Source organism: Rathayibacter tritici (genome assembly GCF_001641005.1).
Taxonomy (GTDB): Bacteria; Actinomycetota; Actinomycetes; order Actinomycetales; family Microbacteriaceae; genus Rathayibacter; species Rathayibacter tritici.
The window spans coordinates 834,114-856,874 of the sequence record NZ_CP015515.1; the positions used below are offsets into that span (position 1 = coordinate 834,114).

Genomic DNA, 22,761 nt, shown 5'->3' on the forward strand with positions numbered 1-22,761 from the left:
ATGAGGATCGAATCCGCGAGCTGGGCCGCGGGTCTGCAGCTCGACGCTGTGGGGCTCGAGCGCCGGTTGCTGCGGTCCGCGGGCGGTCGCCACGTCGTCGTGGAAGCCGACGGAGACGTCGTCGCGGTCATCTATTCACATCGGATCAGTGGCGTTGACGCGTTGCGCGGTCGTCGGTTCGACACCGTCCACGAGGCCGGAGACCCCAGGGGCGGGACGGTCCACGTGCTCAGCCTGAACGTGCTCCCGACGGCACGGGGCGCCGGAGCGAGCGACGTGCTCCTGGAGCACCTCCTGAACGCGGCCGCTGCCGATCCGAGCGTGTCGACGGTGGTCGGGGTGAGCCGGTGCTCGCACCGCGACTCCTCACTCACGTCGAGTCTCGAGGAGTACGCGACATCGCGAGACGAGCGTGGCGAGTACGTCGACCCGGTGCTGCGGATGCACCAGGCGCACGGAGCGGAGGTCGTCGGCGTTGTTCCCGGGTACCGCCCCGCCGACCAGAAGAACGACGGAGACGGGGTGCTCGTCGAGTACGACCTGGAGTCGCGCCGGCGCGGGGACGCCGCGTCGCACGGCCGCGAGTCGGGACGTCCCCCTGTGCCAGAGGATGCGGACGACCTCGCGCAGGACATCCGTTCGATGCTGCTGGCAGCAGGCGCGAGGGACGCGCCGGACCTGCTCTCGCGGCCGTTCTTCGAGGTGGGCGTGACGTCTGCCGGGCTGCTGGAGATCAGGGCGATGGTCCGTGACCGCTACGGCGTGTCGCTGAGTGCTGTCTTCTTCTTCGAGAACGCCACGGGCGAGGCGTTGATCCGACGACTACGCTCCGGTTCACGGCCGTCCGGACGCCATGACCCCGCACCGATGGACCCGGGCGACGACTCCGCGGTGGCGGTCATCGGCATGAGCTACCGACTGCCCGGAGGGATCCACGATCCCGAGTCGCTCTGGGCTCTGCTCGAGAGCGGTCGGCTGGCTGTCACGCCACCGCCCACCGACCGCGGCGATCGCGCCTCGGCCGGATCCGGTTCGCCGGACGGACGAGGTGGGTTCGTCATGGACGGCGCGCGGTTCGAGGAAGCGCTGTTCCGTGTGGCGCCCCGGGAAGCCGAGCGGATGGACCCGCAACAGCGATGGGCCCTCGAGCTCGCCTGGGCCTGTGCCGAGGACGCCGGCATCCGCCCGTCCGACCTCGCGGGCAGTGACACCGGGGTCTTCGTCGGGGCCAGCGGCTCGGAGTACCAGCGTGCGATGGACGCCGCAGGGGTGCCGGTGATGACTCACAGTGGGCTCGGGACGGCGACGTCGCTGATCGCGAACCGGATCTCCTGGGTCTTCGACCTCAGGGGTCCGAGCATGCAGATCGACACCGCCTGTTCCAGTTCGCTCGTGGCCCTGCACGCCGCCCTCCAGGCGTTGCGCTCTGGCGATTGCACGACCGCTGTCGTCATCGGGGTGAACACGCTGGCGCATGCTCCTGCCACGCGGGCGTACGACGAGGCCGGGATGCTGTCCCATGACGCAGTGTGTCGGACCTTCGACGCTCGAGCGGACGGGTACGTCCGAGCCGAAGGAGGCGTTGCCCTGCTGCTGCGACGCCGTTCCGAAGCGACGCTACGCGGCGACCTCGTGCACGGCGTCGTCCGGGGTTCGGCCGTCAGCCACGGGGGGCGTTCCGCGGGCCTCACCGTTCCGTCCGCCCGGGCGCAGTCGGCCCTGATTCGCAGGTCCTGGCAGGACGCCGGCGTGACCGCCGCAGATGTCGGGTACATCCAGGCGCACGGGACCGGCACCGCGTTGGGGGACCCGCTGGAGGTCGCTGGTCTCGTGGATGCCTTCGACGGGGCGCCCGGACGGTGCGGTCTGGGTTCGGTCAAGACGAGCATCGGGCACCTGGAGGCGGCCGCAGGGCTGGCGGGGTTCGTGACGGCCATCGAGGCGCTCCGACGCGGTCTCCGACCAGGGAGTGCCCACCTCGACGAGGTGAACCCCGAAATCGATCTCGGTGCGTCTGGCCTGTACCCCGTGCGGGGCATTGAAGCCTGGGCACCTGATGCCGGGCGGGCGAGGATCGCCGGCGTGAGCAGCTTCGGCTCCGGCGGGGCCAACGCGCACGTCGTGCTCGAGGAAGCGCCCCTTGTCGCTGCTGCGCCCGGCGGAGCAGTCGATGGTGTCGTCCCAGTGGTGCTCTCGGCCATGACGGAGGAGCTCCTCGTCGCACAGGCCGGCCGTCTGCTCGGCCATCTCCGACGGGATGGCAGCGACGGGGTCCACCTCGCCGACATCGCGCACACCATGCGGCACGGACGCGATGCGCTGCCCGAGCGGCTCACGGTCCAGGCCGTCTCGGTCGCCGACCTGGTCGACGCGCTTCACCACTTCGTAGAGTCCCGGCGGGCGCGGCCTCAGGATGTCCGGCAGCGTCGGGACCGTGACGTCGACGACGTACCGGCTCAGCCTGCGGGTACTCGAATCCGGCTGCCGACGCACGTGTTCGGAGGACCGCGGCGGTGGTTCTCCGCACCGGAGGGAGCCGCTCCGGAGATGCTCCCGCGCACGCTGACCGGGGCTGAGTCGTTCCTCCGAGACCACGTCGTCAACGGCCGACCGGTCCTGCCCGCCGCGGCGACGGTGGCGATGGTCGGCTCGGCAGTGGCAGCGCGCACAGGGTGCTCGGCCAGCGACGGCGTCGCGCTCCGCGACGTGGTGTGGGTACGGCCCGCGTCAGCAGATCGCGGCCTCCTGACGGTCGACGTCGTCTTCGATCCGGGTGAGGACGTTCCCGTCACGGGGAGCGGTGACGCTGCCCCCGAGCAATGGACCCTCCGGTCGGACCGCGACGGAGTCATCGCGTCCGGAGCGACGGAGGCGTCCGGGCAACCCCCCGGACGCATCGACATCCGAGGCGTCCGTGCTCGTACCACGCCGTCGGCGCTGGACGTCGATGAGCGGTACCGTCGGTTCGCTGACGCCGGGCTCACCTACGGCGTGTCCCACCGGACGGTGCACTCGGTATCCCTGGGGCACGGCGAATGGCTCGCTGAGCTGGTGTCCCCGGCAGACGCCCCCGCGGACCCCTGTGGCTCGGTCGACCCCGGAGTCGTCGACGGCGCACTGCAGTCCATCTACGAGGGGTTCCTCGAGCGGTCCACGGACGCCGCCGCGGCGCGTCCGGCGCCACTGCCGTTCAGCGCCGCCAGCGTCGAGGTGTTCGCGCCGACCCCGCAGCACGCGTTCGCGTGGGGTCGGACGACCCCGGGTGTCGGGGATGCGTCCACGACGTACGACCTCGACGTCGCCGACCGGGACGGTCGTGTCTGCGTTCGTCTGACCGGTGTCGTCCTGCGGACGCCTCCGGAGCGCTCCGTCGAGGTCCCGCTCCTGCTCGAGCCAGTGTGGAGCGACGCATCCGTGGGCGTCTCGGACCCCGCCGACGAGACCCGGGTGCTGCTGGTCTTCGACCGGGACAGAGCGGTCTTCCTCGAGCAGCGTCTGCCGGGTACGCGAATCGTCTTCGTGGACGCCGGTGAGGGCATCGCGGCCCAGACCGCGGGACTCGGCCGCGCCGTGACGGCGCTCGCAGCAGGCACTGGTACTGACCGGGTCTTCGTCCAGGTCGTCGTCGACGAAGGGTCCGGGTCCTCGCGCGCCCTCGTCGGTCTCCTGCGGTGCTACCGACTCGAGGAGCCGCGGTTCGACGGCCAGCTGGTCGTCGTCGCGCCTGACACACCCGACGATGCCGTCCTCGCCAACCTCGACTGGCGGGAGAGCGACATCGTCTCGGTGATGCGGACCGGTGCCGTCACGCCGGGGTGGCAGCCCGTCGCCGCTGCCGATGCCGCCCACCCCGGTCCGTGGCGACCCGGCGGTGTGTACCTGCTGGTCGGGGGAGCAGGTGGCCTGGGCCGGCACCTGATGACGGAGCTTGCGGGTCGAGCTCCAGGGTGCGTCATCGTCGTGGCCGGGCGTTCGCCTGCATCACTCGAGTGGGCTGAGCGCGAGCGCGAGCTCGGGCACTCGGGTGCTCGCCTGGAGCACCATCAGGTCGACTGTGCTGATCCGCTGGCCACGCGGCGCCTAGTCAACGACGTCGCCGCCCGCCACGGAGCGTTGCACGGTGTCTTCCACCTCGCTGCGACCCTCGAGGACGCACTGGTCGCGAAGAGCACGGACGGTCAGATCGCCCGGGTGCTGCGGAGCAAGGCGGAGTCCTGCCGGGTCCTGGACACGGCCACGGCAGACCTCGAACTCGACCTCTTTGTGGTCTTCTCCTCCATCATCGGCCACGTCGGCAACAGCGGCCAGTCGTCGTATGCCGTGGCGAACCTCCTCGTCGACCAGCTCGCGCTCGACCGGACGGCCGGCCGGGCGTGTGGTGACCGACACGGTCGGACGCTCGTCGTCGACTGGCCGCTGTGGAGATCGGGTGGCATGGTCATGCCGGCGGGCACCCAGGACGAGCTGCGCAGCCGGACGGGACTGACGCCGATCTCGACGGCGGCCGGGATGGCGGCCCTCGCGGGCGCGCTGTCGTCGAACGCCTCCCATGTCGTCGTCGCGTCGGCAGGGGCCGATCAGATCGGTCGGCACCTCGACCGCGTCCGCTCGCCCGAGCCGGACCGTCCCGCGGTCGCGAGTCCCTCAGCACCACACGTCGACGTGGCTGCAGTCGTGGTGGCCGCACTGTCGGCCGTGACCGGCATCCCCGAGGACGATCTCGACCCGGCCACACGCTTCGGCGACGTCGGGCTCGACTCGATCCTCGCGACGGACATGACCGTCCGGCTCGAGCGACAACTGGGCCCGTTGCCGAAGACTATCCTCTTCGAACACCAGGACGTTGCGTCACTGGTCGGGCGTCTCACCGCGAGGTTGGGGGCGCCGGCGGGTGGCGGGCTGACGCCGATCGATCCTCCGCCGAACGTCGGGTCGTCAGCGCGCGAGCCGGAGGCCCACCTGCCCGGAGACGACGTCGTCCAACTCGGGCAGCGTCCGGTCGGACGCGGTGGCGGTCGACCGCTCGACATCGCGGTAATCGGCCTCGCCGGTCGGTACCCGGGCTCACGCGACATGGACGGGTTCTGGAAGACCCTCCGGGACGGCATCGACCGGGTGGAGACGGTGCCGACTGACCGGTGGGACTGGAGAGCGCACTACAGTGCAGACCGGCACGAGCCCGGCGGACACCACAGTCGCTGGGGCGGCTTCATCGACGGCGTCGACCGCTTCGACCCGATGTTCTTCGAGATCGCGCCTGTCGAGGCCGATCACATGGACCCCCAGGAGCGACTGTTCCTCGAAGAGTCGTGGGCAGCCCTCGAGGACGCGGGCTACCGGCGCGAGGACCTCGCGAGGGGCGGGCCCGTCGACGGGCGGGTCGGTGTCTACGCGGGGGCGATGTGGTCGCAGTACCAGCTGCTGTTCGAGTCGGCCGACGGTACGCGGGGCAATCCCAGCGCGCTCGGGAGCAGCTTCGCGAGCATTGCGAACCGGGTCTCGTTCGTGCTCGACGTGCACGGCCCGAGCCTCACGCTCGACACGATGTGTTCGAGCTCCCTCACAGCAATCGACCTGGCGAGCCGTGACCTCGCCCACGGCGTGACCAACCTCGCCCTCGCGGGCGGCGTGAACTTGACGGTGCACCCCAACAAGTACCTCGGGCTCAGCACGGGGCAGTTCATCTCCAGCGCAGGCCACTGCGAGAGCTTCGGTTCCGGAGGCGACGGCTACGTGCCGAGCGAGGGCGTCGGCGTCGTCGTCCTGAAGCGTCTGGAGGACGCACTCCGTGACGGGGACCACGTGTACGGGGTCATCGCAGGCAGCGCGATTGCGCACGGAGGTCGGACCAGCGGTTTCACCGTCCCCAACCCCGACGCCCAGGAGCAGGTCATCCGCGAGGCGCTGACGGAAGCCAGGGTAGACCCGTCGACCCTCCAGGTCGTTGAGGCCCACGGCACGGGAACCGCCCTCGGCGACCCCATCGAGATCGCGGCGCTCTCGCGGGTCCTGGGACTGCGTGAGGACGGGCCCCCGGTGCTCCTGGGATCGGTCAAGTCGAACATCGGCCACGGTGAGAGTGCCGCCGGAGTCGCCGGGCTGACGAAGGTGCTGCTGCAGCTCGAGCACGATCGGGTGGCACCGTCGCTGCACTCGACGACCCTGAATCCCCGCATCGACTTCGAGCAGTCCCGGTTCGTGGTCGCGCAGGAGCTCACGCCCTGGGAGCGCCCCGTCGTCGATGGTGCCGTGGTGGCGCGGAGCGCTGGCGTATCGTCGTTCGGTGCGGGTGGATCGAACGCTCACCTGGTCGTCAGAGAACACGTCGAGCCGCGGCGCACGCGCGCCGGTGCCCGACCCAGGGTCGCCCTCGTGCTCTCGGCGAAGACACCCGACCGGCTCGCGGTACGGGCGGCGGATCTCGCTCGCTTCCTGCATGCGCATCCCGACGTCGACCTCCGGGACGTGGGGTTCACGCTGCACACCGGACGTGAGGTGTTCGCCGAGCGGGTTGCGGTCGTCGGTGACGACACCGCGGACCTCGCCGCGCGCCTCCTGGCGTTCGCGTCCGGCGACGTCGACGACCGCGTGGTCTCCGCGCGCGCTCAGCGTCGGACACCCGGGGCCGATGTCGCCCTCGAGCCCACGGCCGACATGACGCAGCGGGCACATGCCTGGGCGCAGGGGGCGACGGTACTCTGGGAGGACCTCACCAGCGAGTCCGGAGGCCGCCGGATCAGCCTGCCGACCTACCCGTTCGCTCGTGAGCGTCACTGGGTGCCGGAGCACGAGCGAGCGCGCACCAGCGCAGACGGACCTGCCCGAGCGGGAGTACCTGAGACGTCCACTCCCACCGGTCGTCAGACGGCGGAGCCAGAACGGGTCGCCACCCAGGTCCGCCTCGGTTGGCGGGCGGCTCCGGTCGACCCGGAGCCCGTCGAGGGGACCGTCGTCGTCCTCCACGACGAGGAGACGGAACGGCTCGCCCACGAGGTCCAGCGTCTGGCGACCGGGCGCACCGTGCTTCGGAGCGGCTCGGCGGAGGCGGGGGACCTGCCCGAGGGATGCGCTGTCCTCGTCGACCTCACGACGATGTCTCACAGCCACGCGTTCGAGCGGTCGGATGGATGGTTCCGCGCTCTCCTGCGCTTCCGCCGCGGAGCTCCGGTGCGCTTGCTCGTGGTCACACGCGGGCTGCAGTCCTTCGAGAACGACCGCGTGGAGCTCGTCGGTTCGGTCGGAGCCGGGGTCGTGCGCGCTCTCGCTGCCGAGTACCGACTGCTGACCGCTCGACACGTCGATCTCGATCCCGCGGACCGGTCCCTCTCCGCTTCAGCCGCCCGCGTGCTCGACGAGACCGTTGCGCGTGGGCAGGACGTCGACGTGTGTCACCGCCGAGGACACCGCTTCGTGTCGACGTTCGAGAGCGACCGCTCCGAGCAGGACCCCGGTGATCGCCGGGTACAGCTCGGCGAGGATGACGTCGTCGTGGTCTCCGGAGGCACGCGCGGCCTCGGGTCGCTCACGGCGCGGCACCTCGCACGCCATCACGGGGTCCGACGGTTCCTCCTGCTCGGCCGCGAGGGCTTGCCACCGCGTTCCGAGTGGGCCGAGCGGACCACGTCCGGCGGCGCCGAGGCCGCGAGGATCGCGACGGTCCTCGAGCTCGAACGGTCGGGAGCGGTCGTCGTCACCGCCGCGGTGCGTCTCGACGACGTCGACGACGTGCGGCGGGCAGTGTCCGCCCTGCCGGATTCCTGGGGACGCGTCACCGGTGTGGTCCACGCGGCGGGCATCGTCGACAGTGACATCCCGGCGTACGTGGAGAAGACCGAGGAGTCCGTCGCGACCGTGCTCTCGCCGAAGGTCTCCGGGACGGAGGCGCTCCTCACCGCGCTGGACGTCGCGACCCTGCGGTTCGCCCTCCTGTTCTCCTCGGTGGCGGGAGCGGTACCGCGGCTCGGTGCTGGCTTGAGCGACTACGCCGGAGCGAATGCCCACCTCGACCACGTCGCCGAAGCCCACGCCGTATCACCAGCGATCGTTACGAGTGTGCGGTGGCCCAGCTGGCGGGACTCTGGATTCGGGGCGGTCGGCAGTGTGGCCTACGCCGATCTGGGCCTCCTCACCATCACCGACGAAGAGGGACTCCGTGTCGTCGACCAGGTCCTGGACGGGCGTCACGGAGCGGTCGTGACGCCGCTGATCGTCGACCCGGACCGGTTCGCCCTCGAGGCGCTCTCGTCTTCGGACCCTCGTGACCTGGCGGAACTTCCCGCACCCCGCGACCCCGGGCCGGCTCGGGTCGGGGACGTCGAGTTGACCTCGCACGTTGCCCGCCTGGTCGCAGGACCGCTGGGTCTGGATCCCGCACTGATGGACGCCGATGGTCCGTTCGCGTCGTACGGGGCGGACTCCGTGCTGCTCGCGCAGGCAGGCCGGTCGATCTCGGCGTGGCTCGGCGTCGACGTGCCCCCGTCCCTGCTCCTCGAACACGACTCTGTCGGCGCTGTCGCGGCATGGGTGGCCGCTGAGCACCCCGAGCGCGTGGCGGACGCTGTCACGCGAGCCACGCCCGACGAGCCTGACGGGCCTGACGAGCCCGACATCCCGCGGTCTGCTGCGTCACATCCCCGGTCTGCCGCCTCCATCGAGTCGTCCCACGGCGGTGACCCCCGCGTCGCGATCGTCGGCATGGCGTGCCGCTTCGCCGGCGCGTCCGACGTCGAGGCCTACTGGTCGCTGCTGCATGACGGCCGGCCGGCGTTCTCGGACGTCCCTGTGGGTCGGTGGCCTGGCGAGGAGTCGTGGCGGGCGGGGTTGCTCGCGGGCCCGCGACCGGACGGTGCCCGCTTCGGCATCGACCTCGGCGACGCACGGGCCATGGATCCGCAGGCGCTGCTGCTGCTCGAGCAGGTTGCCGAGGCCCTCGTGGACGCGGGGCACCACGGTGACTGGGCAGGCTCCCGCACGGGGGTCTTCGTCGGTGCGCGTGGTCGGCATCCGGAGCAGGATGCGGACGTCCGTCGCCACGCACCCAACGCGTTCATGGCCGACGGCCAGAACTTCCTCGCAGCGAACATCGCCAGGACGTTCGACTGGCACGGACCCGCGCTCGTGGTCGACACGGCCTGCTCGTCCTCGCTGGTGGCGCTCCAACTCGCGGTCGAGGCTCTTGCCCGCGGCCGGGTGGACGTCGCCGTGGTCGCTGGGGTGCATCTCTTCTCCGACGCCTCTGAACACCGCGCCTTCGCTGCTCGCGGACTGCTCACGGAAGACGACCCCACCGTCTTCGACGGTGGTTCCTCCGGGGTGTTGCTCGGCGAGGGGGCCGGCGTCGTCGTACTCCGACGCGAGGACGACGCCCGTCGTGACTGCGACGGTGTCTACGCGCTGGTCGCCGGAGTCGCCGTCAACAACGACGGCCGGACGGCAGGGCCCGCCGCACCGAACCTCCGTGCTCAGCGCGCAGTCATGACGGAAGCGCTCCAGGCGGCCGCCTGCACTCCCGATCAGGTGCGGTACCTCACCGCCAACGCCTCCGGGGGCGCGACGACGGACCTGCTGGAGCTGTCGGCGATCAGGGCTGCGTACCGGGATGCCGACGACACGCCGCTCTACCTCGGCTCGATGAAGCCCGTCATCGGGCACCCGCTCTGCGCTGAGGGGATGGCCGCGCTCATCCAGACGGTCCTGGTGCTGCAGCACCAACGCGTCCTCCCGCTGGCCCCGACGGCGGGTCGCGTCCCCCTGGCACACGCCCGCCTCCAGGGCTCGGGCCTGGTGCTGCCCGACGTGGCCACGGACGTCGACGCGCCCTTCGCGTCGGTCAGCAGCTTCGCAGACGGTGGGACGAACGCCCACGTGGTGCTGGCGCGCGCGGTCAGGGGCAGACCTCCACTACCGCCACGACGTGAACGCTCCGCGCTGCCCGTCGACCCGCGCCGTGCTGGCGGGCACGCCGTGGGTGGTCGCGACATCGTGCCCGGTCTCGTCACGATCGAGGCCCTGGTCCGCGTGTTCATCGACCGCGGGCACAGTGCCGATGCTGTCGACCTGACCGATGTGACGTTGCACCGGCCGATCGAGCTCGGCGCAGTCGCGGGCTCGACGGTCGATCTCGTCCGCGCGCCGACGGGCGCCTGGGACGTGACAGTCATGGCTGAGGCTCGGGTGGCACTGACCGGCCGCGTCACGATCAGCGACGGGGCCGCCACGCGAGGAGGAGCTCAGGACAGGTCTGTCGTGGGAGCAGCCGACCGCCTGGAGGACCTCGACACGGTCTACGCGCAGTGGCGCGCCGTCGGTGTCGTCCACACCGGCGTGGCGAAGGTCTCGGGTTCGGTGGGGGTTGACGCCCGAGGCCTCTGCATCAGCCTCCACGAGATCGACGGCGGCTCCGGCCCCGGCACGCTCTCCGGCTCTCGGAGCGGGAACACCGTGCCGTCCGGCATCGTGCTCGACGCCGGCGCGGTGGCAGCGGTCGCCGAGACCGTCCCCGACCTGCTGGCGGAAGGGGCGTTGCTGCCCCTCCACGTCCGGCGCCTCCGATGCTGGGGGCCGCTGGGGCAAGAGGTCACCGTGCGTGTCCGCGACGGCGAGACGAGCGCCGCCGACGGCGTCGTGACCCTTTCGCTCGACTACTTCGACGCGGCTGGACGGCTCGCGGCTAGCCTGACGGGTCTGACCTGCGCGGTGTCCCGGAGCGCCCAGGCCACGCCTCCGGGCGGGTCGCGGGTTCGCCGGGGCAATGACGCCCCGGCGTCGCCGACGAGGTCCTTCGTCGAGATGGTCAGCGACCTCATCGCCGCAGAGGTCGGGGTCGGACCCGAGCACGTCGACCCGCGGGTGACGCACTTCGACAACGGCCTGTCGTCGGCAGGGATGGTGCACCTCGCATCCCGCCTCGAGGAGGCTTCCGGTCTCGTACTCTCGCCAACGCTGCTCTTCGAACACCTCACCGTCGACGAGTTGGTGGCGCACCTCGTCGAGTCGACCGCACGGGCTCCGGGCCTGCAGGAGCCCATGTCACTGCAGGGGATCGTCGGATCGCTGGCGGACGGCCGCCTGGACGTTGACGACGCCATCGCGCTCTTGGAATCAGACCCGCCGGAGTCGGACCGGCACGGAACGGACAGCAACGCATGACCCTCGACGTAACCTCCCTCCTTAGCCAGCTCGACGGCGGGACCCTCGACCGAGCGAGCCTGATCGAGCAGCTGCGGGCAGCGCGGTCTGCTCGAGTCGGACCTCGGACCATCGCGATGTCAACGGCCCAGATGGAGCTCTGGGCCGAGCAGCGGATCGAAGCCGCGTCGACCGCGTACTCCGTGCCGCTCTGTTTCGAGGTCCAGGTGTTCGATCCGACCGAGCTCCAGGCAGCCGTCGACAGACTCGTGACCATCCACCCCGTACTCGGCAGCGTCGTCGACGGGACCGGAGCGCGGCCGTGCCTCACCGTCGGACCGAGTGGTCGGATCGAGGTCGTCGACGTCGCCACGGACGGCTCCGGCCGGAGCATCGGGGCGGAGGTCGACCGCGAAGTGGCCCGGCCGTTCTCGATGGACGGCGAGCCCCTGGTCCGCGTCACGGTCTTCCCGCGCAGTACCGGTGGTGCCGTCGTCCTCGTCGTGGCGCACCACCTCGTCTGCGACGGACGATCAGCGGCGGTCATCGCACGCACGCTGTTCCGAGCTCCCCGCAGTCCGCTCGACGATCCGACTGGTGACGAGACTCCCGAACTGCTGGCTCCCGCGATCGCGGAGCGCCTCGAGCTCGAGGTCGCCGGGCGCATCGACGAGTCGGCCGCGCACTGGCGCACCGTGTTCCCGGCCGGCGTCCCCGCGTCCTCCTCGTCGTCGCTCGCCGGGGCTGCGCGGACTGCCCGCGGTCGCGCTGCGTTCGAAGTCGACCTGCCGCCCTCGGTCGTGGGAGCGGTGGATGTCCTCGCGAGGCGTGGGAGGACGTCGAGGTCTATGGTGCTGCTGACGGCGTACGCGGTGGCGCTGCTGCGGGTCTCCGGAACCGACGAGCTGATCGTCGGTGTGCCCTTCAACGAGCGCCGCGGCTCGGCTGAATCCGATGCGGTCGGGATGCTCGTGACGGTGGTCCCGGTCCGTGTGCGGGCCACCGCCGCCCCGTTCGTCGACATGCTCGCGTCCGTGCAGTCCGCAGTCGTTGCCGGGATGCGGCACCGGATGCCGCTCAGCGACGTCGCTGCCCTGCTGCCCCGGACGTCCTCCGGCGCGCCCGTCCGTCGACTGGTCGAGAACGCCTTCGTGTACCAGGACGTCCTGCGCGGACTCGACGAGCCCGCGCCGGGTGTCCGCCTGGTCCGCGACGTGCGTCAAGAGGGGGAGTACGACTTCTCCCTGGAGGTGTGGCCGCGGGGCGAGTCGCTTTCGCTGGTCTGGAAGCACCGCGGGGCGACGACGAGACAGGCACGTCAGGTGCACGACGCCCTGGTGCAGGTCATCGCGGGGGCTGACCTCGGACCCGTCGACGCCGGTCAGCGGTTGGTCCACGAGCAGGTGGCCGCCCGTGCGGACGAGACACCGTCCGCCGTCGCCGTCAGCTCGGGAGGGAGCGGCATCTCGTACGCGGACCTGCTTCAGCGGAGCGAGCGCCTGAGCAACGTGTTGGTGTCAGCGGGCGCTCGCCCCGGGGTACTCGTCGCCGTCCTCGTGGAACGCTCTGTCGAGAACGTCGTGGCGCTCCTCGCGGTGTTGCGCTCCGGGGCCGCGTACGTGCCCCTCGACCCGTCACTGCCTGCCGAACGCGTCGCCGCAGTGCTGCAGGACAGCGGGGCATCGATCGTCGTCACGGAGCCGAGCGGCGAGCCGGTGGCGCGGACGGCCGCCGGCGACGGCGTCACCGTCGTCAGCGACTGGTCGTCACGGCTGACAGAGGCAGGGCGCGCGGTCCGCCCGGCCGCCGACGACCCCGCCTACGTGATCTACACGTCCGGCAGCACCGGCGTGCCGAAAGGTGTGATCATCACCCAAGGCGGGTTCGCGAACCTCCTCGCGGCCATGGGCGTGAGGCCCGGGATCGGGCCGGAGGACTGCCTCCTCGCGGTCACGACGGTCGGCTTCGACATGGCGCAGCTCGAGGTGTTCCTCCCACTCGTCAACGGCGCTCGGTGCCACGTGGCGTCCCGTTCCGAGGTCACCGACCCGGGCGCCCTGGCCCGACTCATCGCGGATCTGCAGCCCACGATCATGCAGGCGACCCCTGCCGTGTGGTCGATGCTCTCCCGGTCCGGCTGGCGGAACGAGGAGGGCGTGCGGGTGGTCAGCGGTGGTGAGGCCCTGCCCAGGAGCCTGCAGGACTTCTTCGCGACGACCGGGACCGAGTGCTGGAACTTTTACGGCCCCACGGAGGTCACCGTCTACGCCACTGGTGGACTCGTACCGGCTTCGGGGCCGATCACCATCGGGACCCCCATCGACGGGGTGGAGGTGCTTATCATGGACGAGTCGCTGACGGAGGTCGCACCGGGGGCGGTCGGTGAGTTGTGCGTAGCCGGCGCAGGGGTAGCCGCGGGCTACGTGGGGAGGCCCGAGCTGACCGCAGGGAGGTTCGTCGAGCTGCCCGGCGCCTCCGGCGGACGTCTCTACCGGACCGGCGACCTCGCACGGCTGCTGCCCGACAGGGAGATCGAGTATCTGGGGCGCCGTGACCTCCAGGTCAAGGTGCGGGGCAACAGGGTCGAACTCGACGAGGTCGAGTGGGCGCTCACCCGGCTCGACGGGGTCACGGCCTGCGTCGTCGTGGCGCGTCCGCTCGCCGACAGCGTGCAGCTCGTCGCCTACGTGGTGGCTCAGGGAGTGCCCGTCGACGGCCGCGAGCTGCGGCATGCGCTCGCGGACGGTCTGCCGGACTACATGGTGCCGGAGCACGTCGTGCAGATCGATTCGATCCCCCTGACCGCCAACGGCAAGGTCGATCGTGCCTCGCTGGCGGCGCGTCCGATCCGGGCATCCGGTGCGGTCGCGTCCGTCGAGCCCAGCGGACGACCCGTGGCGGACGTCGTCGAGGCGTGCTGGCGGGACGTGCTCGGGTTGGAGACCGTCGACGAGGGCGTCACGTTCTTCGACGCCGGCGGGGACTCGCTCACCGCCGTGTTGCTCGCCGACGAGATCGCGCGCCGGACTCGCGCGGACTTCTCTGTCACTGACCTCTTCCGGCTGCCCAGCGTCGGGGCGATCGCGGACCACCTGTCGGGCGGCCTTTCCGGCAGCGTCCCGGGCGGAGACTGTCCCCGCTCGGCTCCGGCACGGGATGAGGAGGCCGCGTCGTCGTTGCCGGAGCTGCCGGAGAACGCGGTCGCGGTCGTCGGGATCTCTGCCCAGTTCCCGGGCATCGCCGATCACTGGGCACTCTGGGAGGCCTTGCAGGAGGGGCGGTCGACCTCGCGGTTCTGGACATCGACCGAGCTCCGGGCCGCGGGTGTCCCCGCCGACGTCCTGGAGGACCCGGCGTTCGTCCCGCTCCGCACCGACATGGAGGGCGCGGACGCCTTCGACGGCGACTTCTTCCGGCTCTCGCCTGCGCACGTCGACTTGATGGACCCCGCCTTCCGACTGGTCCTCGCACACGCCTGGCGCGTGGTGGAGGACGCAGGCCACGACCACAGGACCATGCCCGCGACGGGCGTCTACGTGTCGGTCCCGTCGTCCGCGGGGGCGTCGCCAGCCGCGGCGACGGAGCACGGGGTCCTGCGCGACCCGGAAGAGTACCTCGGCTGGGTCATGGCCCAGCCCGGCACCGTGGCTGCGATGGTCTCCTACCAGCTCGGGTTCGAGGGCCCGAGTCTCGCCGTCCACTCGAACTGCTCGTCATCGCTCTCTGCACTCGACCTCGCCGTCGGTGCGCTCCAGCGGGGCGACGTCGACTTCGCCGTGGTCGCTGCTGCGTCGGCTTCGCCCACGGCGACGCACGGGTACGTGCACCAGACCGGCCTGAACCTCTCGAGCGACGGCCGTCTGCGCGCGTTCGACGGACGCGCAGACGGCATGGCGCCCGGCGAGGGCGCCGGCGCGCTGCTCCTCCGGCGCGCGACCGACGCAGTGGTGGATCGTGACCACGTCTACGGACTGGTCCGTGCGTCCGGCACGGGCAGCGACGGAGCCAGGCCGTCGGGGTTCTACAGTCCGAGCGAGGACGGCCAGAACCGGTTGATCCGATCCGTCCTGGACCGCGCGGGCGTCGACGCGGGCACGATCGGGTACGTCGAGGCGCACGGGACGGGCACCCTCCTCGGCGATCCCATCGAACTCGCGGCGCTCAGCCGTGCCTACCGATCGGACACCGAGAGGATCTGCGGGGTGGGCTCCGTCAAGTCCACTCTCGGTCACCTCGACACGGCTGCAGGCGTCGTCGGCGCGATCGCCGTGCTCATGGCGCTGCACGAGCACCGTCTGCCCGTGAACGGGGCGTTCGAGGCGCCCAACCCGCGACTGGCCCTCGATGAGTCTCCGTTCTTCGTGGTCGACGTGCCGCAGGACTGGCCGACGCACGACGGTCCGCGTCGAGCAGCGCAGAGCGCCTTCGGTCTCGGGGGCAGCAACGCGCACGTGGTCTACGAATCGTACGAGGAGCGCAGGGTGCCTGAACCGTCACACAAGGCGGTCGTCGTGCTGTCGGCTCGGACCGATGACGACCTGCTCGGCGCTGCCGGCGCCCTGAGGCACACCCTGCAGGACCGTGGCCCATTCTCGCTCTCCGACGTCGCGTTCACGCTCGCCGTGGGTCGCGTCGGGTTCGACGTCCGCGTTGCGTTCGTCGTGCGCGACATCGCTGAGCTCGTCAGCGAACTCGATGCGTTCTGCGCCGGTACCGCGTCTCGGCGCCGCACCGGGAGCAACGACCACTCGGAGTGCGCCCGAGTGGATCCGTCAACCGTGGCCGAATGGCTCAGACGACCTCGTCTGCGCAAGCTGGCGAAGGCGTGGACCGCGGGACAGGACGTCGACTGGAGCGTGCTCCACGACGCGGGAGCGCGGCGTGTCAGCCTGCCGACCTACCACTTCGCCTCGACGCCCCGCGGCCGGCTGGCAGCGTCTCGTCCCGCACGGACGAGCCAAGCCGCCGTCGCACCCCGTCCTGGAGACAGCGCGGAGCAGCGTCGCGAGAACATCTCGGGCGTCGAGGGACTCCGCGTCCGTTGGCACGTCGCGGCCGACGATTCCGCCGTCGATGGCCACGTCGTTAACGGCCGTTGCATCCTGCCCGCCGTCGCGACCCTGTCCTTCGTCTCGTCCGAGCTCCGTCGCTCCGGCGAGGCCACAGCCGACGACCGTCTGCGGTTCGAGGACGTCGTGTGGTCGCGACCCGTCGTCATCGGGCCGGAGGGGATCGACCTCGACCTCGTCGTGGAGCGCGACGCCCCGGGAGGGCGACTCCGCTTCGCGGTTGCGGTGCAGGGAGCTGCGGAGTCGGAGGGAGCCGTCGCGGGTTCGGTCTCGGTCGACCCTCGTGCTGCCGACGCCGAGACCGTCGACCTCGACGGGCTCCGAGCGCGATTCGGCGGGGACACCGTCACGCCGGAGGTGCTCTACGCGCGCGTCCGAGCGAACGGCGTGGACTACGGTCGGCGGTTCCGCCGCGTCCTCGAGGCTCGACTGACACCCGGAAACGCCACGGGTGAGACCCTCGCCGCCCTGTGGGTTGATGCGGACGACGAAGCCTTCGAGACGTCGGTCCTGGATGCAGCGGTGCACGCCGCAGCTGCGGGTGGCGCCCGCGCCGACCGGGGAGATGCCGGGGCCAGGATGCCCTTCTCGGTCGACGAGGTGGTGTTCGCCGGAGGGATCGTGCCGGGCTCGGTCGCCTGGGTCCGTCCGGTCGTCGCGGACGACGAGACAACCGTCGACCTCGACGTCCTCGACACCCAGGGCCGTCCGACGATGTCACTGCGCGGTCTGCGACTGCGTGCTCGGCGTGCCCTGGCGCACCAGCAGGTCCCCACGTCGCCGCCCGAGGTCTGGTTGCCCCGGTGGAGGGCCCTGCACGAACCGGCGACCCACGCCGACCCGGTCCGCCGAGGCGGCCGGACGCTGGTCATCGACCCGTCGAACCGACTCCTCGCGGAGGACCTGCGACGACTCGGAGCAGACGACTGCACCAGCGTCGGCCTCGAAGGGGCTGAACTCGCCGGGGCATCCGACGTCGTCTGGGTCGTGGCGACCCCGTCTGGAACGTCGCGAGAGGAGCTGGTCGGTCCTGCCCGCCGCGCCGAGGTGACACGTGCCCTGCACCTCGTCTCGGCGTTAATGACGGGGCTCGGAGCCGACCGCCTGACGGTCACCATCGTCACGTTCGGTGCCGCGCTGGTCCATCCGGGCGACCAGGTGCTGCCTGACGACGCCGCGGTGCACGGCCTCGTCGGCTGCGCCGCGAAGGAAGCGCCCGCGTGGTCCGTCCGGGTCATCGACCTCGAACCCGGAAGCGACAGCCGCGCCGTCACCGACGCGGTCTATGCCGCGCACGGGATTCCGGAGGGACACGGCGGTGCGACCCTCGCACGCCGTCGCGGGCGCTGGTTCGCGACGGAGCTGGTGCAGACGCGGTTCGCCGACCCCGTGCCTCCCGTCTACCGGTCCGGCGGGGTCTACGTCGTCCTTGGCGGAGCCGGCGGCATCGGCCGCGCCTGGAGCGAGCGGGTCATCTCACGCGCCGGCGCGGCCGTCGTCTGGATCGGCCGCCGACCGGCCACTGAGACGGAGGAGGACCTCCTGCGGCTGGCCGGGCTTGCCGCGGCACACGGCGCGCCCACACCGATCTACCTGCAGGCCGATGCGACCGACACGGAGGAGCTCGCTCGGGCCCGAGACGCCGTGCTCGAGCGGTTCGGCCGCATCGACGGCGTCGTAAACTCGACCATCGTCCTGGCCGATCGTGCCCTCGGCGGCATGGACGAAGCGACGTTCTCCGCGGCGTACGCGGCCAAGGCCGACGTGGCGCTCGCCTCCTTCGAGGTCTTCGCACCCGCGAAGCCCGAGCTGATGTTGTCGTTCTCATCGGTCCAGAGCCTGCTCCGAGAGCCGGGACAGGCGAACTACGCCGCCGGCTGCGCCTTCGAAGAGGCGTTGGTCGACTCCCTGCGCGAGCACCCGCACGACCGCGATGCGTCCGCGGACGCTCCTTCGGCGCCTCCCGTGGTCCGAGCCGTGCACTGGGGGTGGTGGGGCACGCTCGGCGTGGCGAGCGGCGACGGACATCGGACCTCGATGATGCGCAGGGGAGCCGTGTCGCTCGATCCCACGGCGGCGCTCGATGCCCTCGAGCAGTTCCTCGCGACGTCGGAACCGCGCGTCGTGCTCGCGCACACCTCCGGCACCCCGCTCGCCGCGATCACGTCGACGGATGCGTTCGTGCCGGCAGTGAGCGGATCCGACTCGATCCTCGCCGCGGTGCACCGGTCTGACCTGGACCGTCTGGCCGCTCGTGCGGTCGTCGTCGAGCCGGAGGACGACCACGAGTTCGTGACGGCAGCGGCTCGGATCGTCGCAGCTGTCCTCGACGCGGAGGACGACGGTGATCCCGTGCTCGCGCCCTGGCGTGCTGCGACGGTCGCTTGGCTCCAGTCAGGCGTCCTCGGCGCCGAGCGGCCTCGTGCCGCAGACCTCGACGGACTCTGGCGCCGGTGGGACGAGCAGCGGCAGGACTTGAGGAGCTTCCTCGAGCGCCCGGGCCACGTGGCGCTCGTCGAACGGGTCCTCCGTTCCCTGCCCGACGTGCTCGCCGGCAGGTCGACCGCGCACGCCGTGCTGTTCCCCGGCGGCTCGATGGGTGCACTCGACGCGGTCTACGCCGATGACCTGGTCGCACGACACGTCAACGACCGTGTCGCGGCTGCCGTGGTGGCAGCCGTCCGTCTCCGGGCCGGGAGGACATCGCGGCCCGGACGCATCCTCGAAGTCGGAGCAGGGACCGGGGCAACCACCGCGGCCGTCCTCGACGCGCTGGACGCCGCCGGTCTGCAACCCGACGAGTACGTCTTCTCAGACGTCTCGCCCGCGTTCCTGCAGCGCGCAGAGGAACGGTTCGGCCGCCACGAGTACTTCCGCTGCGAGACCCTGGACCTCCTGCGGCCCGCCGAGTCGGGTGCCGCGGGAGCGCCCTACGACGTCGTGATCGCGACAAACGTCTTGCACGCTCTGCCCGACGTGACGCGTGCTGTGCGTGCCGTGGGCACGGTCCTCACCAGGAACGGTCTGCTGCTGCTCAACGAGATGACCCGCGGCACGTGGTCTGCGAACCTCACCGTCGGACTGCTCCCCGGTTGGTGGGGCCACCTCGATCCCGAGGTCCGGCTGCCGGGCAGCCCGGTCGTCGCGCCGGACCGCTGGCGCGAGGTCCTCAGCGCCGAGGGCTTCAGGACGCTCGGACCGGTGGAGGGGGCTGAGCCCGCCCTCGGGCAGGACCTCGTGATCGCAGAGGCGTCCGGGGGACATCGTCGGGTGTCCGGTCCTCCCGCCGCTCCGGAGGCGTCCACGACCGGAACGATCGTCGCGGCTGACGTCCAGGGCGACAGCCAGGTCCGCACCGCGACCGATGACCTTGTGCGCCGCACCGTGGCGGAGGTGCTCCGGCTCGACGAGTCCGCCGTCGCCTCGGACCGCGACCTGTTCGAACTCGGCCTCGACTCCCTCCTGGTCGTCAGCCTGCGGGCCGCTCTCCAGCGTGCGGGGTTCCGCGTGGACGCGGGCATGCTGCTCGATCAGCGCACGGTCCGTGGCATCGCCGCCGCCATCGATGACGCCGATGACCTCCGCGCGGCGCGTCTCCCGGCAGACGGGCCTGCGCAGGAGGAACCCGTCGGCGCAGGCGTGGAAGCAGCTGCCGTCGAAGCCGTCACCGCCGCTGTCACCGCGTCGGTGAGACTGGCGCCGGGTTCCGTCGGGCCCGATGACGACCTGGTGTCCCTCGGTCTCGACTCCATCCTGATCGTGCAGGCGACCTCGGCGATCCGTCGGACCTACCCAACGCTCTCAGCGAGCGCCCTGTTCGAGCACCGGACGGCTCGGCGGGTCGCCGAGCACCTGACGGCAACGTCGCGCGCATCCGTCGGCCGCCTGGAGGCGAGAGCTGACGACGACCGGCCCGGCGAGGTTCCCGCGGACGCGAGTGGTCAGCAGTGCTGCGAGTTATCGACGGGTCAGCGCGGGCTCTGGGCACTGCACGAGGCTGCCCCCGGAGGCTCTGCCTACACCGTGCCCCTCGCCTTCATGGTCGACGGTCTCGACGTGGTGGTCCTCGAGGAGGCAGCAGGGACCGTCCGTCGTCGTCACGACCTCCTGAGCCGCGTCGTCACGGTGCGGAACGGACGTCTGGTGTTCGTCGCGCCCGAACGTGAGCAGCCCTGGTTCCACGTCTCCGACCTCCCCGCCGGTGTCGTGCCCGTGACCCATCTCCGGGCGTCCTGTCGTCGCCCGTTCGACCTCGCCGCTGGTCCGCTCTTCAGGATCACCGTGTTCCGCGGCGCAGCCGACACCTCCTGGGTCCTCGTGGAGGGGCACCACATCGTCTTCGATGCCGTGTCAGCCGTCCTCGTGGTCGGCGAGGTCTTCGCCGCCTACCGTCAGCTCACCGGTCAGAGCACGCCGAGTCCGCTCGCTCGTCCAGTGCCCTTCGACGACTTCGTGGCAGAGGAGGCGGCGAACTCGTCGAGTCCGGCCGGACTCGGTGACCGAGCCTGGTGGCGGACACAGCTGATGGACGCTCCCCGCGTGCCGGGACTCCCTCCGGTGCGAGCCGATGCCGTCGAGGCGATGGCATCGGCGTCGGCATCCGCGCCCGCATCCCTGAGCATCTCGTCCCGGCTGTCGCCGGCGCTCTCGGCCGCGATCGCAACGACCGCGTCCGACTGGGGAGTCCGTCCCGGCGCCCTGTTCCTGTCCCTGTTCGCCCGCGACATCGGCAGCAGGGTCGGTGCCGACGAGATCGTGATCGGGGTCCCCTCCGGCGGTTCTCGTACCCGACGGTTCGCCGGGACCGTCGGACACTTCGTGACGATGGTCCCGCTCCGGCTGCCGAGCACTCCTGCTCCCGCTCTTCGCGAGCAAGCCAGGGAGGTCCAGAACGTCCTGCTGGAGGCGCTCGGACACGCCGTCCCGCTCGCCACCATCGTGGCTGACCTCGGACACGACGCGGACGCGCGCCCCCTCTTCCGCCACGCGTTCATGTACCAGGACTGGGACGCGTCGTCTGCAGCTGGTGACGACGCGTTCGTCCACGTGGACGGTGTCCGTCAGGAAGGCGAGTACGAGGTCGTCCTCGAAGTGACACCCCCGCGGGGTGCGAGCCGCACGTTCGGCATGACACTGAAGTTCGACACGAGGGTCCTGGATGCTCCATCGGCGAGACTGCTGATCGCGAGCCTCGTCGGGACCCTCGAGCACGAACTCGGTGTGGCGGCGACCAGCATCGACCCGGAGATCGGGTCGGTCGCGACCGACCCGGGGATGACGGTGTCAGCCGCGGTGTCACTGCGCGCGGCGGCCGATCCTTCGGCGCTGGCGGTCGCGGCGCCGGACGGCTCGCTCGACCGAGGGCAACTCAACCGCAGGTCGTCCACCGTGGCCTCCCGCCTCCGTGACGTCGGGATCGGTCGGGGCAGCACCGTGGCCGTCCTGCTCGACCGCACCCTCGACCTGGTCCCTGCGCTGATCGGCAGTCTCCGGGCAGGAGCCGCCTACGTGCCGCTCGACCCTGCACTTCCGGCCGAGCGCCTGGCGGCCGTCCTCAAGCGCTCGGGGTGCGATGCGATCGTGGTCGACGGGGCCACCCGCGCGATCGCCCAGCGAGCGGTACCGGACCACACAGTCATCGTCGACCTGCGTGACGCCACGGCAACCGACCCGTCCCCCGAAGCCTTCCCGGCCGTCGGCCTAGACGACCCGGCCTACGTCATCTACACCTCCGGAAGCACTGGCGAGCCGAAGGGTGTCGTCATCCCACATCGTGCACTTCAGAACTTCGTCGGCTCGATGGCGGACCGGCCGGGGATCGGCCCGTCGGACCGGGTGCTGGCCCTGACCACACCGAGCTTCGACATCTCGGTCCTGGAGCTGCTCGTGCCCGTCGCCGTCGGCGCATCCACCCACCTCGTCGCTGCGCAGGCAACGACGGACCCCGTGCTCCTCGCAGCCGAGCTGGAGCGTGTCCAGCCGACCGTCGTGCAGGCGACTCCGTCGACGTGGGCCATGCTCCTGACGTCAGGCTGGGCCAATCCCGAGCGGGCTCGGCTCCTCGTCGGCGGCGAGGCGCTCCCGCCGTCGCTCGCCGCGTCGCTGACCGCGATCTCGACCGAGGTGTGGAACCTCTTCGGGCCGACGGAGACGACGGTGTGGTCGAGCGCGGAACGTCTCGATCCGGGTCGCCCCGTCCGCATCGGTCGCCCGATCGCCAACACGCAGCTCCACGTGGCGCACGCCGACGGCCGGCGGGCTCGGGACGGGGAGATCGCCGAGCTCTGGATCGGCGGCGCGGGCCTGGCTCTCGGCTACCGGGACCAGCCGAGCCTGACGGCGGACCGGTTCGTCCGAATGCCGTTCGCAGCTGGCGAGACCGTACACCGGACTGGGGACCTCGCCCGACGGCACGAAGACGGGTCGATCGAGTACCTGGGCAGGGTCGACAGCCAGGTCAAGGTGCGGGGACACCGGGTGGAGCTCGCTGAGATCGAGCACGTCCTGGAGACGGTGCCGACCATCGCCTCGGCCGTCGTCGTGGCGCGTCAGCAGTCCGGGAGCC

Annotated in this window: 2 protein-coding genes (1 of these 2 cut by a window edge); both read left to right on the forward strand. The window is 71.3% G+C overall.

The features are described 5' to 3' along the window. The gene (locus tag A6122_RS03955) at positions 1-11,148 is read left to right on the forward strand and encodes an SDR family NAD(P)-dependent oxidoreductase (RefSeq protein WP_068251858.1); all 11,148 of its coding nucleotides are present in this window, start codon (positions 1-3) and stop codon (positions 11,146-11,148) included. Further along, positions 11,145-22,761, forward strand: partial view of a non-ribosomal peptide synthetase gene (locus A6122_RS16390; protein WP_068251859.1) — the 5' portion only. It continues 7,676 nt past the right edge of the window; the window shows 11,617 of its 19,293 coding nt (coding positions 1-11,617); the start codon lies at positions 11,145-11,147; the stop codon falls past the right edge of the window. The genes A6122_RS03955 and A6122_RS16390 overlap by 4 nt, the downstream gene beginning before the upstream one ends.